Raw genomic sequence first — 16,953 nt, forward strand, 5'->3', positions numbered from 1 at the left:
CCAATGTTGAGACCAATTGCAAAACTATGCGTGTGCATCATAACGATCTGTCTGGTGTGGGGGATCAGTCCGTATTTTCCGGCTCATGAGGTCCACGCACACTTCCGATACTATGAAAATGCAGCGAGCAGCACGTTTCCGCAGCGATTGCAGGATCATCTGATTCATCACCCGTGGGAAGAAGGATTTCTGGATGTCACGCAGGCGCCTTATCATGCGGCCGGCGATGGGATAACCGATGATTCGGAGGCGCTTCAAAACGCCATCGATGACGCGTATGCCAGCAATCTGGTCGTTTATTTCCCGGAAGGCACGTATCTGGTATCACGGCAGCTGCGCATGGAGCAGATTGCCGACTGGACCTATCACCCCGGGAGTCCGTTTGGCAGTCAGCGGAAATTTGGACATCTGCTTGTCGGCTCGACTACCGGCACTGCCAGACCAGTGATCAAGCTGGCAGATCATAGCACGGTAACGGATCATATCTTTTTGCTGTTCCGTTGGTTCGACCCGGCTGACGGATCTACGGCGGCAGAGCGACATTATTTGGCCACCTTCCGCGGTATCGATGTCGATATGGGCGCAAACCCCGAAGTGAGCGCGATTTCCATGGCTGGCGCTCAGCATTGCGTCATTCAGGATGTGGATATTTTCGGGGAGGAGTTTCATGCCGGCATCTACAACTTGCCCGGCAGCGGGGGCAGTGTCGTTAATCTTAAGGTGCTCGGGGGCAAGATCGGCATTTACCAGAACCAATACCGGCCTACACCTCTAGTGGTCGGTGTGCATCTTGAAGGTCAGAGCCAATATGGTATTGATGTGAGGGAATCGAGAGGGGCGCTTATCGTTACCGGCTTCAATATTATCAGCCCCGCGAGTCCGAGCACGTCTTACCGTGCCGTCTATGTCCGAAGTATCAGCACTGGCGCTTCGGATGTGTCGCACGCCAACCTGACCATGGTAGACGGTCAGATTGAAGTATTGGGGGGGACAGGGCGCGGCATCTATAATTTTGATCAAAATGTAACCTTGCACAATGTCTTTATAAAAGCTCATGTATTGATCGAGAGCGGGGTCCGGCATGCGCCAAGTGAGTTTGTGTTCGGCAATAGCTCGCAATGGAAACGCATACCCGAGTATTTCTTTGCAACCGCTTCCGATCTGGGTCACATCTATATAGATAGCGAGGAATATGCCAATACGGCTGTTGATTATGCGAGGATGTCGCCGCTTGAGGATGTAGATCAGCCTGAGACGGATTTGATTGCCAGACATCTATGGGACACGATGCCTTCCTGGGAAGAGCCGGACAAACTGAACATTATCGCCTATGGCGCGACGCCGGATCATGCAATGGATGATGACGCGCCGGCCATTCAAACCGCGATCGATGAAGCGGCCGACAGCAGTCACCCTAATTATGGAAAGACGGTATTTATTCCTCGCGGTCATTTTCATATCCGCAGTCCGATTCAAGTGCGGCCCGGTGTCAAGCTGATTGGCGCGGGGAAGAATATCTCTGTCCTGCAGGTCTCAACGGACTGGATCGTCACCGCACCGACAGCGGCGCTCGCGACGGCGGACGACCCGCAGGGAGGCATCGTCTTGTCCGACTTTGCGATTCTTGGCAACAAGCCCAGTTTTCGACTAGGAACGGACGGGCAAAAGCACTTGACGCTGTTCTCTATGAAAAGCGGCGAGAGTCTGGTGCGCGATATCCAGTTTTCCTTCGTCGAGGAACAGGATGAGTTCAATCGCCATTATCGCGATAATGTGTTCAAAGCGCCCTTAATCCACTTCAGCGGCAATGCCGGCGGCAGGGTGTACAATCTGGTGGCGGATATGTCGACTACGGCGGAGCTTGGCAGTATCGAGGAGCCCTTCCGGTATGTACTGGTCGAAGGCGTGAGCCGTCCGTTAACGTTTTATTATTTTGATATCGAGCATGCCTATCATTCCCCGCAATCGGAGATCAGAGATTCCAACCAGGTATCGATATTTGCATTCAAATATGAATTTTACGATGAACTGATGCGGATCGTGCATTCGCGCGACATCAATGTGTTCGGAGGCTCGGGAAACTACAGCATTACCAATCCAAATGATGAAGCTATCTTTGTGATAGAGGATTCATCGGACGTAAGTCTGTACAATATGGCTCGCAAGGCGTATTCGACAAATGAGCTTCCAGACGCATTATGGGTAGCCGACGGAGACGATCGGTTGCCGGATGATCATCCGATCGTCGTGTACCGACATGCCGGCAATCATCTGCGGAATGGCTCCATGGAGCTTCAAGAAGGGTGGATGCCGCTTGGGGACGCTCAAGTCGATTATACCGGGAGTCATGTGTTTGAAGGGAAGCAAGCGCTTCAGATCACGGGTTCGGGTGCTGCTGCCGATGTGGCTGCCGCGCTCCAGGAACAAGGGCCAGGCCGTTATTCCTTTGAAGCCTGGGTTCAAAATGATCATTCGAGCGGTCAGGTCCAGGCGAGCCTCTTCCTGGACAACGGGGCAGAGCAGCAGATCATCGATCTGGCATCCGTAGAGACGGGCACAACCTGGAGGCGTCTGAAGGGCGATGCGGAAGTACACTGGGAGGGAACGCTGGTGTCAGCTGAGCTCAGGATCGAACATAGCCATGCGCAGCAATTCAGGATCGATTATGCTCTGCTCGCCAGCCGCCAGCAGGCTGTACAGCTTGCCAACCTGCTCGTTAATAACGGCTTTGAAGCGGGGCTGGCAGGCTGGGAAACCTTCGGCAATGTGAGCCTGACAGTGGATACAGACATCGTGTATGCTGGGCATGCGGCTTTGAAGATCAGTGACCGTGAGCAGATCTACGAGGGGCCGCAACAGTCCATCAAGTCCGCGCTGGAGCAATACGGGCCAGGCGCTTATACATTTGAGGCAAGGGTAAAGAACGAAGGGCCGTTGCAGTACAGTCCGCAGAACGGCCTGATCCAGACGCCGAGTGAGATCAGCGCCAAGATCCGATTGACATATGGTGGAGAAACACGAGTCTATACCGTAGCCCGGTTGGCAGAAGACTACAGATGGAAGAAGCTGAGCGGAACAGTCAATCTGACGTGGGAGGGCAATCTGGACGAAGCCATTATTTATTTTACAAATACTGAACCGGAATGGACGTATTACATGGATCACACCAGTCTGACAACGCCAGCTGCACTTGTAGCGGAACTGGATGATGCGGCGTTGCAGACGCTAGCAGCATGGGTGCGAAACGCGATGCACAATGGTGATTTATTAGAAGCAAGCTACACGACCGAGAGCTGGGCGCGTCTCCAGCAAGCCTTGTCTGAAGCAGAAGCGGTGTTGCAGAGCACTCAAGCCACACAATTGCAGGTCGATGAGGCGCTAGTCAAGCTTGAGCTGGCTTATGACAGCCTGGAGAGCCAGCCGGCTTCAGGCGGAGAGAATGGAGGCAATGGGAGTGGCAGCGGAGGCGGAGGAAGTGCTGACAACGGGTGGCTGCCGCAGCTTCCTCCCGCTGCCGCGGATGATGTCCCAACGTTGGAGATCAGGTCTGCAGTGGATGGTGTGAACGTTCCCTTGGCTCAAGCCGTTCAATCGGAGGAAGAGGGCGGTCAATTCGTGCGGGTGGACATGGACGGCGATCGGATCACCGGGTTGCTGGAGCAAGGCAAGCAGATGCATCTGGTCATCGAGGTTCCCCATGAGGGGAAGGTGGATTGGCGGGGCTTGAAGGCGAATCACCTGCTATTGCTTGCCGAGACAGACAGTGTTCTGGAGCTGGTTCATCCTGCTGCAATCTATACCATGGACAAAGCGATATATCCGGCTATGGCTTCCTTCGCCTCGGCGGAAGAGATCCCGTTGTCCGATCTTGAAGTCCGTTTGCACATGTCCCGAGCGCCAGAGCTTCTGCTGTCCAACGCAAGATCAAAGGCTGCTGACGTCGGCTATGAGCTGCTTGTCGATCCGGTGGAGCTGTCGCTCTATATCCATCACGGTGAGCTGCAGCATCGCTTGGATATGGCAAGTGCCTATGTCGCCAAGCAGATCGTCTTGCCCCGGGAGCAAGACCGGCTGACGACGGTAGTCAGGGTCATGGACGATGGCTCTGTACACCATGTGCCTACTAGATTGCAAAGGGCTGACGGACCCGGGCTTGCCTCAGGAAGCGACAGAAGAATGAGCGGCGTTTACGCGGCGGTTCATAATCCCGTCAAGTTTGACGATCTAAGCCGGCACTGGTCCGGGGCAATTGCAGGTCAGATGAGTGCAAGACTGCTGCTGCAAGGCGCGGGCGCAAGTCTCTTCCTGCCAGATAGGGAGGTGACGAGAGCTGAATACGCTGCCATCGTCGTCCGGGGGATGGGATTGATGGATAACCAGACCTATGCTGCCGAGTTTCAGGATATCTCAGCTGATCATTGGGCCCATCGGGAGATTGCCATCGCCCATGCGTATGATCTCATACGCGGCACAGGAGATGGTCTGTTCCAGGGCGTACGACCGATCACCAGACAGGAAGGAATCGTAATTATTGAACGGGCTCTTCGGCTAGTGAGAGAGAGCCAGCCAGGCGGGGGGATGTTGGATACGGACAGCGGAGCTATTCATCGCTTCACAGATGCAGCGGAGGTATCTGCATGGGCCGGGGATGCCATCGGTCGAATGATCGCCTCCGGTCTCGTCCAGGGCAACGGCAATCATATACAACCGCATCGTACCATGACCAGGGCTGAAGCCGTCGTCCTGCTTCATCGGGTCCTGCAGCATGCAGGGCTAACGGATGGAGATCATTCGTAAAACTTTGAAAGAAACGCATAGAATAGTGAACTTCTCCGGCTGCGCTGGATGCTAGGATAAGAGTATCCAGGGCAGAGCCGCCGACTTGGCCGTCGCAGCAGCTGCTGCCTGCGGGAGAGGAGCGCCTATGTCAAAACGACCGAATATCATCTGCATTGTCGCCGACGACCATCGCTACTCCGCTATCGGCGCGGCAGGACTGGAGGCGGTGCATACTCCAGTACTCGACGAGCTGGCGCGGCAAGGCGCCAGCTTCCGCCAGTCTCATATGCTGGGCGGTGTGCTGCAGGCTGTCTGCGCGCCGGCGCGGGCAGCGCTTCATGCCGGCATGAGCCCGTTCCGGGCGGCGGTCAGCACGGAGGATGTGGACTCCAAGGGGGCCATGACGATCCGGGAAGAGCGGCCGTTGCTGGCCGAGACGCTGCGAGGCGCCGGTTACCGGACCTATGCGATCGGCAAATGGCATAATGACAAGGCGAGCTTTCAGCGCAGCTTCGGCGGCGGGGACCGTCTGTTCTTCCGGGGCTACAGCGATCCGTACGAGACGCCGACGCAGCCTTACGATCCGGAGGGCTTGTACCCGGAGGAGACCAAGCGCACCGAGCAGGGTCACGCCTCGGAGCTGTTCGCCGATGCAGCGACCGCTTTTATCGAGGGAGCTGAGGAGCGTGAGCCGTTTTTTCTGTATATCGGCTTCACCGCTCCCCATGATCCCCGCAGGGCGCCCGAGCGCTATCACCGGATGTACGATCCGGCTCAGCTCCTGCTGCCGCCCAATGTCCTGGCGCGTCATCCCTTCGACAACGGCGAGCTGGAGGTAAGGGATGAACAGCTGGCCCCCTTGCCCCGCACCGAGACGGGGACGCGCGCCGAGCTGGCCGCTTATTATGCGATGATCACGCATCTGGACGCGCAGATCGGGCGTATCCTGCAGTCGCTGGAAGCGAGCGGCAAACGGGAGGATACCGTCATCATCTATACGGCAGATCACGGGATCGCCATCGGCAGCCATGGTCTGATGGGCAAGCAGAATATGTACGAGCACAGTGTGCGCATCCCGCTAATCATCAGCGGTGCCGGCATCCCGAGCGGTGCGGTTATCGAGTCGCTGACCTGTACGTATGATCTGTACCCGACCGTGTGCGAGCTCGCTTCTGTGCCGGTCCCGGGGACGGCGGAAGGACACAATCTGCTGCCCCTGATAAGAGGGGAGCAGGCGGAGGTGCGTGCTGCGGTCGGATCGGCTTACCGCTATCAGCAGCGCATGATCAAGACGAGGGACTGGAAGCTGATCCGTTATTGGCGGCATCCGCAGACGGGTGCCGGCGTCAACCGGATGCAGCTGTTTCATCTGACCGAGGATCCGTGGGAGCTGAGAGATCTGTATGGCGACCCCGCTCACCGCGAGCTCGCGGATGAGCTCAGCCTGACGATGAAGCAGTGGCTCCTCGAGACGGGAGATCCGCTGGCGGCTTCCTGGGAGCAGACGCAACCAAATCTACCGATGGAGGACTCCACATGATAGCTGACCAACAGATGCCTTCCTACTTGAAGGGCTACGAACGATTGTACGAGAAGGATCCGCGCGAAGCGGCGCTCGCCTGGTTCCGCGATGCAAGATTCGGCATGTTTATCCACTATGGCTTGTACAGCCTGCTTGAGCGCGGCGAGTGGGTGATGTACCACGAGAAGATTCCTGTTGCCGAGTATGAGAAGCTGCAGGGGGCGTTTACTGCCGAGCAGTTCGATGCGGAGCAGCTGGTCGATCTGGCCGTCCGGGCGGGGATGTCGTATATCAATGTGACCACCCGGCACCATGACAGCTTCTGTCTGTTCGAGACCAGGGAGACAGATTTCAACAGCAAGAAGGCGCCCGCCGGACGCGACCTGGTCAAGGAGCTTGCCCAGGCGTGCGAACGCCAGGGCATCGGCCTGTTCCTTTATTACAGCTACGGGGCGGATTGGCGTCACCCGTACTTCGCCTCCAACGACACTGGCGTCTTGTGCGCCAGACCGGAATACGAGCATGCCGAGCCCCGGTATCTGTACAGCCAGGAGAGCGATTTCAGGCGTTACGTCGATTTCATGCATGCGCAGCTGCGCGAGCTGCTGACCGGTTACGGGCCAGTAGCCGGCGTCTGGTTCGATCTGATCTCCGCCTGCTACTACAGGCCGGATCTGTTCCCCGTAAGCGAGACCTACGAGCTGATCCGCTCCCTGCAGCCCCAGTGCCTGATCTCCTTCAAGCAGGGGGTGACGGGGGAAGAAGACTTTATGTCACAGGAGATGAGCTTCGTCCCGCTGGAGGATCGGCTGCGCAAGGGCGGCGCGACAGAAGACGCCATCGCGATGTCCAACCGGGTGTGGCAAGCCCACCGAGATAAATGGAATGAGGTCTGCACGATCCTGCAGCGCAAGGGGTGGGGCTATATCCGGGGAGCGGAGCACATCACGGCAGATGAAGCGATGGACCGGCTCGGGCATGCGGCGGCGCACCGCTGCAATCTACTGCTCAATACCGGGTTGCTGCCGGACGGCTCGGTCCATCCGCAGGATTACCAGACCCTGCTTCAGATGGGAGAGCGGATCAGGAAGGACGGATTCAAGTCAGACGGCGCGGGGGCAAGGGGTTTGCACCAGGATGCAGACACCGGAGCCGGCGCGATCTAATCCACTATTCGGAGGTGTCTTTGCATGGATCGTGTAGTCCAAGGTGTACCAAGGCTGGTGTTGATCGGCGCGCTCGCGATGATCATGCTTCTGCTGCTGCAGAAGCATGAGGCATCGGCAGCGCCGCCCTCGGAGGCGTATGTGCTGGTGCCGGAGCTGAGCGATGAATTTGACGGCGCGGCGCTGGATACGGACAAGTGGCTTTACCGGAAAGATACCCGTTTTTTTGGACGCAATGTACCGGAAAATGTAAGCGTAACCACGGATCCTGACGAGCCTTCGGTCCAGGCGCTCCGGCTCGCGTTCGACAAGGCGGCCGATCCTGCTGAGAACAACGGCGTGCCGTACACGAGCAGCGGCGTCATTACCAAATCGCTGCTTGGCTACGGCTATTACGAAATCCGGGCCAAGCTGTGGGCGGAAGGGCACGGGCTGCATCAGTCCTTCTGGAATATGGGGTTGAACTTTGCCTCTGATCATGAGCACTACCTGCCATTCATGAATATGATCAATGAGATTGATATGTTCGAGGTGGACTCCGACAATCCGACGCGGCTGATTGCAACCTCGCACTATCACAACACGCCCAACGGCCGGCATGTAAAGCCGGAGGGCAGCGAGTCGATCGTCACGATCGATGATCCGACGGCAGGGTACAGGGTCTACGGATTCGAATGGCTGCCGGACCGGGTCATCTGGTACGTCGACGGCGAGGTGATCAAAACCTATCCCTACCAAGGGCCGCATGCGATGCAAAATCTGTGGCTTACCGCGCTCCAGCTGTCGCATGACGCACTGGAGGTAGATGACAGCGTGCTTCCCGGCTACATGTACGTCGACTACTTCCGTTATTACGTGAAGGAGCAGCCGGAGCTGGTCCAGGCTCATCTGAAAGCCGTCATCTATGACAATGAGGATCCGGCATACACCGAGACAGGGCTATGGGACAGTACGAACGTGCCGTTCGGTTACCAGGACCGCTCGACGCGGCAATCCAACGAGCCCGGCGCAGAAGCGCGCTGGACGACGGCGGTGGATGCGGGCAGCTACGAGGTGTTCATCTGGAACCCCAGTTACTTCGACAGTACGGACGCGGCGGCACAGGTCACCGTGCAGCATAACGGGACAGCGTCGACGCGGACGCTGAATCAGCAGACCGCCGGTCAGAACTGGATCTCGCTCGGCGTGTATGACTTTGCCGGGACAGCGGGCGAGTATGTCTCGATCGCCAAGGTCAGTGGCGACGCCAGTTATATCCGGGCCGACAGTGTCATGCTCATCCCCATAGCCGCCTTGGCCAGTGAACAGGATACGACAGTGTACGATGAAAGCGCGGGCAGCTGGAACACCTCGACCACAGTGCGGGGCTGGGACCAATCGACGACCCGCTACGCCACAGGCGCTGCACCGCGGGCCAGCTGGGAGCCGGTCTTGCCCGGACCGGGCGCCTATGACATCTATGCCTGGCTGCCGGTGCATGCGGGCAATGCCTCGAAGTTCAAGTATACGGTGCATGCGGATGGTCAGCCAGCCGATCGCATCGTGTCCGGCAGGGAGGGCGAGAGCCGCTGGGTCCATCTGGGCACGCATGAGTTCAGCGGCACGCACGCCTGGATCGAGCTCTCCCGCGCCCAGCACGATGGCGCCCTCCGGACGGATGCCATCAAGCTGTACCCGTCTGAGCCCCTCGATCCGCTCCCGCCGGCTGCGCCGTCAGGCTTGAGCTACCAGGCAGGAACAGAACCGGTGACGGGCAATTACTCGGTGGAGCTGCAATGGGAGGCGCATACGGAAGCAGACGTGCAAGGCTACAACATCTACATGAACGGCTTCAGGATCAACCAGACGCTGGTTACCCGAAACCGGACTGTACTGGACCGGCTGCTGCCGCAGCATTCCTTCACCGTTGATGTCCGGGCGGTCGATCATGCCGGCAGTGAATCCGCACCGGCGGTGATCACGGTCACGACGGGCAGCGACGCGGCCCCGCCTGCGACGCCCGCGACTGCAATTACGCTCACGCAAGGCAGAAGCGGGACGCTGCTGGCGGAGATCGGCACACTCGGGGAGTATTGGCGGGTGGCCAATACGGAATACGATTTTCGCGGGTACTATTATTATGTTGACGGAGTCAGGCACAATACGCAGCCGGCAGGCAGAAGCTACGCGCTCACTGGGCTCGTCAATGGCCAGACCTACGAGATTACCGTGACAGCCGTGGATCTGGAGGGGAACGAGTCGCCGCCTTCCGCGCCGGTGTATGCCGCGCCGCTGGAGCAGCATATCGCCGCCTATGCCACGAACATGTCCGGATATTCACGTGCAGGAAGCTGGATCAAGTGGTGGCAGCGCGGGGAGTTCGGCCGGGTCACGGTGACGCAGCAATATGGTCCGTCCACCTATTTTGAGTGGTCTCCGGGCGAGGGGATCGAAGCCAAGACGTATGAAGTATGGGTATGGAATGCGCGGCATCTGGAAGGGACGACGGCAGCCAGATATACGATCGGCAATGGAACGGACAGCGCAACGGTCCTCAGGAGTCAATACGGCAAGACGACTGACAGCGCTTGGGAATACCTGGGGTCGCATGCCTTTTCTGGAACGGCTGCAGACTACATCCGGGTGGAGAAGGACGCGGCTGATCCCTCCCTGTCCACGTATCTGCTGGCCAATGGCGTCAAGCTGATCCCGGTCGATACACTGCTGGTCGCTGATGGTCATCCCGGCTATACGGAGACAGGGGTATGGCAGTCCAGCTCGCTGACGGGCCATGCGGGCACGGGTACGCGCTATGCGGGACCTGGGCCGGCAGGAAGCAGCGCAGTGGAGTGGAGGCCGCTGATGACAGCGACCCGGGATTACGATGTCTATCTTTATAAAGTCGTAGAAGCTGATTCGGATCCGCAGGCCAAGGTCGATATCCATTACGATGGAGGCACAGCTACTCAATACCTGGATCACACGTCGGGATCCTCCGGCTGGGTATATCTTGGCCGGTATCCATTCGCGGCGGGAGCGGAAGGCTATGTGAGCAGCACCTTGAACACGGATGGGAAGATTCTGCGGGCCGATGCGGTCCGGTTCGACCCTGTGGAACGCCCGATCATTATCGACAATGGCGATATCGGTTACACCGAGCAGGGTTCCTGGCAGAACAGCGGTCTGACTGGCTACAACGGCACAGGGACGCGGTACTCTTCGACAAGCCTGGCACAGCCTCATCATGCAACCTGGCAGCCGGACTTCCAGGCGGCCGGGGAGTATACCGTGTCGATCTACAAAATTGTTCATAGCGCATCTGATCCCAATGCCAGAATTGACATCGTACACAGCGGCGGGATGGAGACGGTCTATCTGGATTATACGTCCGGAAGCTCGGGCTGGGTGGAACTGGGCACCTTCGCCTTTGACGAAGGGATGGACGGCTGGGTGCGGTTATGGCATCAGACCGAATGGAAGAGCGCCCGGGCGGACGCCGTGAGATGGGTGCCCGCAGCGGCAGGCGCTTCCTGAACCTGAGTGCGAGTTCAAAAATTCCACGATTCAGCTGTAAAAGATAGGAAGGCGCAGCAGCCCTTCTCCTCAAGACCGGACAAGTACCGGAGCTTGAAGGGAAGGGCTGTCCTGCGTGCTACTGGATCGTGCCTTCCGGTAGTCGCAACGGGATGCGGATCCGGACGGTCGTCCCTTGATGCGGCCTGGAGCTCAAGGTCAACTCGAACTGCTCGCCATAGACCAGGAGCAGCCGGCGATAGACATTGCGGATGCCGGTATGCCGCTCGAAGAAGGCGGGGTCTGCGGCGCCGCCAGGCCGGAGCGCGCGGAGCCGCTGCAGCGTCTCCGCGCTCATCCCCTGGCCGTTGTCCCGGATCTCGATGAGGACCCCGTCCTCCGCTTGCTGGACGAGAACGGTAATCCGGAAGTTGGCGTTGCCCGGCAACCAACCGTACTTCAAGGCATTCTCGACGAAGGGCTGTATGCTCAGCTTCATCACCGGCATCTGCGCCAGCTCCGGTGCCATGAGGAGCTCGGCCTGCACGGCCTGATCCGTCCGGTAACGGTGGATCTCGAGCAGATCCCGGATATGGTCCATTTCTTCAGACAAAGGCGCCCAGCCGCCGTCATTGCGGACGTTGTAGCGCATCATGCGGGAGACGCTCTGGATGATCTCCTCGACAGCCAGGCTGTCCGCCGTTTCAACGTAAGATTCGATCGTCTGCAGCGTGTTGAAGAAGAAGTGCGGGTTGATCTGCGCCTGCAGCTGCAGCAGCTCCTTTTCTTTTTCGTTCAGCTTGCTCTGATACACCTCCTGCTCCATCCGCCTCAAGTCGTTCAGCATGTTGTTATAGGTCTCGATGAGGAAGCCGAACTCGTCTTTGGGATAGTCCGTAATCGGCACATAACTCCCTCTGCTCAAGCTGCGCATGCCCCGCTTCAGACGATGAAGCGGACGGAGCACGCGGTCCATGATCGGGAAGGCAATCAGCCCTGCGATGAGGAGGCCTGCCAAAGCGACAAACCAGGTCAGCCGCTGGGTCTGATGGGAAGCCCGCATCAGCTCTTCAAGCGGCGTGATGCCGATCAGGCGCCAGTTGCTGAAGCGCACGGGCTCGTAGACGGCCTGATAGCTGATACCTTCCGCCTGCAATTGGAAGGAGCCGCTTGGCGTATCGATCCCGGGCAGCAGGGGGAGCAGAGCCGGCTCCAGACTGTCGCTCCAGGCGCCGGGCGTCAGCAGCTTGCGCGTGTGGGCGTCGTAGATGACATTCCTGCTGGAAGGGGCGAGCTCCACCGATTGAACCGCATCATAGAGTGAATCGGCAGCCAGCTCGATCACGATCCACGCAGAGATCTGATTGGTGCTGAACTGATAGACCGGTCTGACGAGCGAATAGACCTCTCTGGTCCGCAGGAGCGTATAGGCTTGCTCATGGGGCGGCAGCAGGACGGTCCGGTTGATCTCGTGGATCGATTGATAGACGGGATCCTCGGCGAAGGGATAGTCGATCTGCAGGGAAATATTGTGGAGCGATTCAAAGTAGACTTTATCTTTCTTATCCAGGTACAGGAAGCCGACGGCATCGGCATTCGACCGCAGAAAGGAATCGACAAGCGGCCGGAAGCTGATCTGCGCAGCAGCCTGCGAGCGGATATCGGTCTTGGGCACGGCAAGGTACTTTTGAAATTCGGGATCAAGCACGATGCCATTCAACTGCTGCTCCATGCTCAGCAACTGCTTGTCCAGTTCATTGGCTACGTATCGCATCATCTGGGAAGACTGGTCAATGGAATGGACGGCCCCCGCCCGCAGCATATAATATTGCGCAATCGAGCTGACCAGCAGGGTGGGGATGAGCATCGCCGTCAGCAGCAGCAGGAACAGTCTGACCCGGATCGTAGGGACAGGCAGACCTGTAATCCAGCGTGTCTTGTTGAGCTTGCCTTGCATTGACGAGGACCCCTTCCTGTGAGAAGATTTGACCAGATTAACCCCTACAGAATAACCTCATTTCTTATAAATGACAAGGCAAGCCCAATGCTTGGGGAAACCGGAGGGAATCGGATGAAAATTTGCATCGCGGAGGACGAGCTGAAGGTAAGGGAGACCATCGTACGCAAGCTTGAGCGCGTTTCACTGTGCCCTGAGGTATTCGATGTCGGATATGGGCGCGAAGCGCTGGATAAAATCATCAGGATCCAGCCGCAGCTGGTCATCACGGATATCCAGATGCCGGAGCTGGACGGGCTGGAGGTTCTGCAGCAGGTTAAAGAGCGTCTCCATGACACGCAAGTGGTCTTGCTGACGGGCTACAGCGATTTTGAATATGCGAGGAAAGCCGTGAAATACGGGGCATTCGATTACCTGCTCAAGCCGGTGGCCAGCAGACAGCTGGAGGAGATGCTGCTGCGCATAAGAGGGCACTTCGCCGGGGAGCTGCAGACGCAGCTGCAGCCCGTCCTGAGCCAGCTAGCAGCCGAGGGAGCGGCGATCGAGGAGCTCCGGCCCTTGCGACCCGAGCGATGGTTTGACAAGACAGCGCCCAAGAAGCTGGAGCTTGGCGCCTCGGCTGCTCAAGACTTGCAAGACACAGAGGAGGACAAGGGGGCGGCGGTTATCTTTTCATTTGCGATGGCTGGCGGATACAGCGGGCGCGTAAGTATCGCCAAACATGCAGAAGACCACACCTTTGTGAAGAGCGATGAGTTCGTCTTACAGCTGGCCGAAGCCAGGCAACGGCTGGAAACCGAACGGTTCATGGGCCGGCCGGCGGAGCGCAGTGCCAGTACGGACAATTATGCCATCCGCGAATGCAAGACCTGCCGCGACCGGGTGATGGATGCCGCCAGAGACCGGGATGACCGCTTGACGGAGCAGTGGCTGCAGCGCTGGTTTGAGGCAGCGGCCTCGCTGCGACTGCCAGCTCTTCATGTAGAGTCCGCCTATCTGATGGCGATGCTGGATGAAGGTCTGATCTCGGGCTCCAGGCCGCGGGTTATCGAGAAGGAGAAGGCGGACTACTGGCTGGAGTGGGTGCGGCAGTGGCCGAGCTGGCAGGAGCTTAGCGGACGTATCGCGCATGTGGTGCTGGGAGGCATCCGGGCGCTGGAGGAAGCCAGGCTTGCCCAGGAGCAGCCCGGCAAAACGGTCGTTCAGCAGGCCGAACAGCTGCTTGTCCGCCACCACGGGGTGATCAGCCTGGAAGCGGCGGCGGCCAAGCTGCAAGTGCACCCGGTTGCACTGAGCCGGATGTTCAAGCAGGAGACCGGCACGGCATTTGTCCATCAGGCGACAAGCCTCAGGATGAAGCAAGCAGCCCGGCTGCTCCTGACAACGGACAAGCTGGTGGGGGAGATCGCTGGCGAGTCGGGGTATCAGGACAGCAAGTACTTCAGTCAGCTGTTTCGCAAGGCTTATGGCTGTACGCCGGGAGAATACCGCAGACAAAACCATTAATTTTTTCTGACCTGCGGTTTATTTATTCCCCTAATCGGATACAAGCACACTTGCTATACTTGCCATGTGACAAGTATAGATCAAGGGGAGGATTCACCAATGAACAAGAAAACTGCAAGCAAGCTTGTGATGCTGCTGCTGGCCAGTATTATGCTGATCACAGCATGCTCCGGCAACAATCAGCCGCAAGAGACGCCGCAAACCGGAACGGAGGACCAGCAAGAGGAAGTCAATCTGACGTTGTGGTACAGATGGCCGGAGCCGCAGGCGATCATGCAGGAGACGATCGATGCCTTCGAGGCGGAATATCCGCATATCCAGGTGGAGCTGGTGTCCACGCCGCCAGACCAATGGGCCGCGCAGGTACAGACGGCGATCGCCGGCAATGAACTCCCGGACATGTTCCCGGGCGGCGGAGCGCTGCAGCTCGCCAATCTTCATCAACTGGACATTCTCCATGATCTGGATGAGATCATCACGCCGGAGATGCGCGACCGCTTCTACGAGGGAACGTGGATGGAAGGCTATACGACGATGGATGACAAGATCTATGCCTTCCCCAACCTGCCTTCCCGCCGTTTCTCGACGATGATGTTCTATAATCTCGATGTTCTCGAGCAAGCCGGATTGACAGAAGCCGATGTGCCGAAGTCATGGGACGAGCTGGAGAACGTCTGCCGCACGATCGTCGCAGCGGACAATCAGTGCCTGATCATGGGGCTGAAGACGCATTGGCTGATGGAACGCGCGGTGAAATCGATGGCAAGCGCGATCTCGCCAGAGGTATTCCCGAACACATCGATCAACTATAAGACGGGTCAATACGAGCATCATGCGCCAGGCATTGTGCAAACGCTGGATTTTCTGAAGAACATGCAGGATGAGAAGCTGCTCCACCCGAACAGCCTGGTGATCGATACCAATGAAGCGAGCAGTCTGTTTGCCGGCGGCAGGGCGGCTTTCCTGGTCGAAGGCTCGTACAAAACAGCTATTCTGCAAAATGATTTCGACTTTGACCGGTTCGGCTCGGCGCCGCTGCCGACCAAGGACGGCTTGCCGCAATACTGGGGCTTCCAGGGCGAGACGCCAGCGCCGATCCATGTCAATAAAAACACGCCTCACTTCGAGGAAGTCAAGCTGTTCCTGCAATTCGTAATTGACAACTACTATCCAAAGCTGCTGGAGACGGGTACTGACGGATCGCCGATCGTCGAACAAAACGAAAACTTCCAGAGCGACAATACCCAGTTCGTACAGGCGATGCAAATCCAAAACGATCAGTTCATCCTGTCGCCTTCGCCATTCCAGCGCAATCTGGCGACAATCGAGGTGACTGCAGAGATGGGGGCCAAGCTTCCGAAGAACAATCTGGGCACCTTCCTGGAGGGCTATCTCGCCGGCCAAGTCAGCAATATGCCGGAGATGCTTGAGCGGCTGAGCGGTGAGTACAATGAGCTGCTGCAGGCTTCCATCGATGTTGTGGCGGGCGGCGGCAACCAGGTCCAGGCCTCCGATTATGTGTTTGAGAATTGGACGCCGCTTGAGCCTTATACGACTGACAAGTATGACGAGCTGGGGACGAACTAATGAAAAGCACCAAACGGCAAAAAATTAAACACATCTGGGCCTATCTCTTCATTTTGCCGCAAATGGTCTTCTTTGTTCTATTCACGATCTACCCGATTATTATGAGCTATATCTATTCGTTTTACGAATGGAGCGGGATCGGACCGTTGACGAGGTATGTGCAATTCGACAACTTCACGCGGCTGATCAGCGATGAGCGGTTCTGGAATGCCTTCCAGAACTCGCTTGTCTACATCGGTATGAAGTGCCTGATCCTCCTGCCGTTGTCGCTCATTATGGCTTTGCTGCTGAACCGCCCCCGCTTCGGGGGCAAGACCTTCTACCGTGCGCTGTACTTTCTGCCTGTCGTAACAACCGCTGCGGTCGTCGGCATCATTATGAAATTTATCTTCGGCAATGAGGATGCGCTTGTCAATTCAATCCTGCTGCAGCTGGGGGTTCTGGAGGAATCGATCCCTTGGCTGGGCCGGCCGTTTACGGCGATGGCCGTGCTGATCCTGGTCGGCTCGTGGAAGTTCTTCGGGATGATCATGATCTACTGGCTGGCGGCCTTGCAGTCGCTCCCGGCCGATGTGTATGAAGCGGCCAAGGTCGACGGTGCCGGTACGCTGCCGACCTTCCGGCATATTACGGTGCCGTTGCTGCTGCCTTATGCAGCAGTCATCCTACTGTTGACTGTCGTTAACAGCATGCATGTATTTGATCTCGCGAAGACGTTGACCGGCGGCGGTCCTTTCTATGCCACCGAGACAGTCGATCTGTACATTTACGAATACGCATTTGACGCCCAGGGCTTGCCCCAGATGGGATACGCATCGGCTGCGGGGATCCTGTTCGGCATGGCGATCTTCCTGTTGACGCTGTTCCTGGGCTGGCTGGTCAAAAAATCGGGCGGCGAGAAGCAGACAGACAAGCTCCGCGCCTCAGCGAAGGGAGTCTGATGC

At 57.8% G+C, this 16,953-nt stretch carries 8 protein-coding genes; 7 read left to right on the top strand and 1 reads right to left on the bottom strand.

What is annotated here, in order from left to right:
* The first annotated feature begins 3 nt into the window (after window positions 1–3).
* From ABC336_RS23080 to ABC336_RS23095, 4 genes are all read left to right on the top strand, one after another.
* Window positions 4–4,797: a glycosyl hydrolase family 28-related protein gene (locus ABC336_RS23080; RefSeq protein WP_413240880.1), complete on the top strand. Its 4,794-nt coding sequence runs from the start codon at window positions 4–6 to the stop codon at window positions 4,795–4,797.
* Between the two features lie 127 nt (window positions 4,798–4,924).
* A complete protein-coding gene (locus tag ABC336_RS23085) occupies window positions 4,925–6,319 on the top strand; it encodes a sulfatase family protein (protein WP_413240881.1) in 1,395 nt (464 codons plus the stop codon).
* Window positions 6,316–7,467: an alpha-L-fucosidase gene (locus tag ABC336_RS23090; protein WP_413240882.1), complete on the top strand. Its 1,152-nt coding sequence runs from the start codon at window positions 6,316–6,318 to the stop codon at window positions 7,465–7,467. The genes ABC336_RS23085 and ABC336_RS23090 overlap by 4 nt, the downstream gene beginning before the upstream one ends.
* A gap of 24 nt (window positions 7,468–7,491) precedes the next feature.
* Window positions 7,492–10,980 (top strand): golvesin C-terminal-like domain-containing protein, encoded by a 3,489-nt coding sequence (locus tag ABC336_RS23095; RefSeq protein WP_413240883.1) that lies wholly within the window; start codon window positions 7,492–7,494, stop codon window positions 10,978–10,980.
* Window positions 10,981–11,098: 118 nt separating this feature from the next.
* Here the strand turns inward: ABC336_RS23095 and ABC336_RS23100 are convergent, their stop codons facing one another.
* The gene (locus ABC336_RS23100) at window positions 11,099–12,916 is read right to left on the bottom strand and encodes a cache domain-containing sensor histidine kinase (protein WP_413240884.1); all 1,818 of its coding nucleotides are present in this window, start codon (window positions 12,914–12,916) and stop codon (window positions 11,099–11,101) included.
* Between the two features lie 114 nt (window positions 12,917–13,030).
* Between ABC336_RS23100 and ABC336_RS23105 the strand changes: the two genes are divergently transcribed.
* The 3 genes from ABC336_RS23105 (at window position 13,031) to ABC336_RS23115 (ending at window position 16,950) form a co-directional block, all read left to right on the top strand.
* On the top strand, window positions 13,031–14,422 hold the full coding sequence (locus ABC336_RS23105) for a response regulator transcription factor (RefSeq protein ID WP_413240885.1): 1,392 nt from the start codon (window positions 13,031–13,033) through the stop codon (window positions 14,420–14,422).
* Window positions 14,423–14,521: 99 nt separating this feature from the next.
* Window positions 14,522–16,009 carry an ABC transporter substrate-binding protein gene (locus ABC336_RS23110; protein ID WP_413240886.1) on the top strand — a complete coding sequence of 496 codons (1,488 nt, stop codon included), beginning with the start codon at window positions 14,522–14,524 and terminating at the stop codon, window positions 16,007–16,009.
* Window positions 16,009–16,950: a carbohydrate ABC transporter permease gene (locus tag ABC336_RS23115; RefSeq protein ID WP_413240887.1), complete on the top strand. Its 942-nt coding sequence runs from the start codon at window positions 16,009–16,011 to the stop codon at window positions 16,948–16,950. The genes ABC336_RS23110 and ABC336_RS23115 overlap by 1 nt, the downstream gene beginning before the upstream one ends.
* Window positions 16,951–16,953: the final 3 nt, after the last annotated feature.

The organism is Paenibacillus jepli (genome assembly GCF_047238105.1).
GTDB lineage: Bacteria > Bacillota > Bacilli > Paenibacillales > Paenibacillaceae > Paenibacillus_D.

Coding starts and splice junctions, on each gene's coding strand:
- ABC336_RS23080 (WP_413240880.1), top strand. CDS start 4: ATGTTGAGACCAATTGCAAAACTATGCGTGTGCATCATAACGATCTGT.
- ABC336_RS23085 (WP_413240881.1), top strand. CDS start 4,925: ATGTCAAAACGACCGAATATCATCTGCATTGTCGCCGACGACCATCGC.
- ABC336_RS23090 (WP_413240882.1), top strand. CDS start 6,316: ATGATAGCTGACCAACAGATGCCTTCCTACTTGAAGGGCTACGAACGA.
- ABC336_RS23095 (WP_413240883.1), top strand. CDS start 7,492: ATGGATCGTGTAGTCCAAGGTGTACCAAGGCTGGTGTTGATCGGCGCG.
- ABC336_RS23100 (WP_413240884.1), bottom strand. CDS start 12,916: ATGCAAGGCAAGCTCAACAAGACACGCTGGATTACAGGTCTGCCTGTC.
- ABC336_RS23105 (WP_413240885.1), top strand. CDS start 13,031: ATGAAAATTTGCATCGCGGAGGACGAGCTGAAGGTAAGGGAGACCATC.
- ABC336_RS23110 (WP_413240886.1), top strand. CDS start 14,522: ATGAACAAGAAAACTGCAAGCAAGCTTGTGATGCTGCTGCTGGCCAGT.
- ABC336_RS23115 (WP_413240887.1), top strand. CDS start 16,009: ATGAAAAGCACCAAACGGCAAAAAATTAAACACATCTGGGCCTATCTC.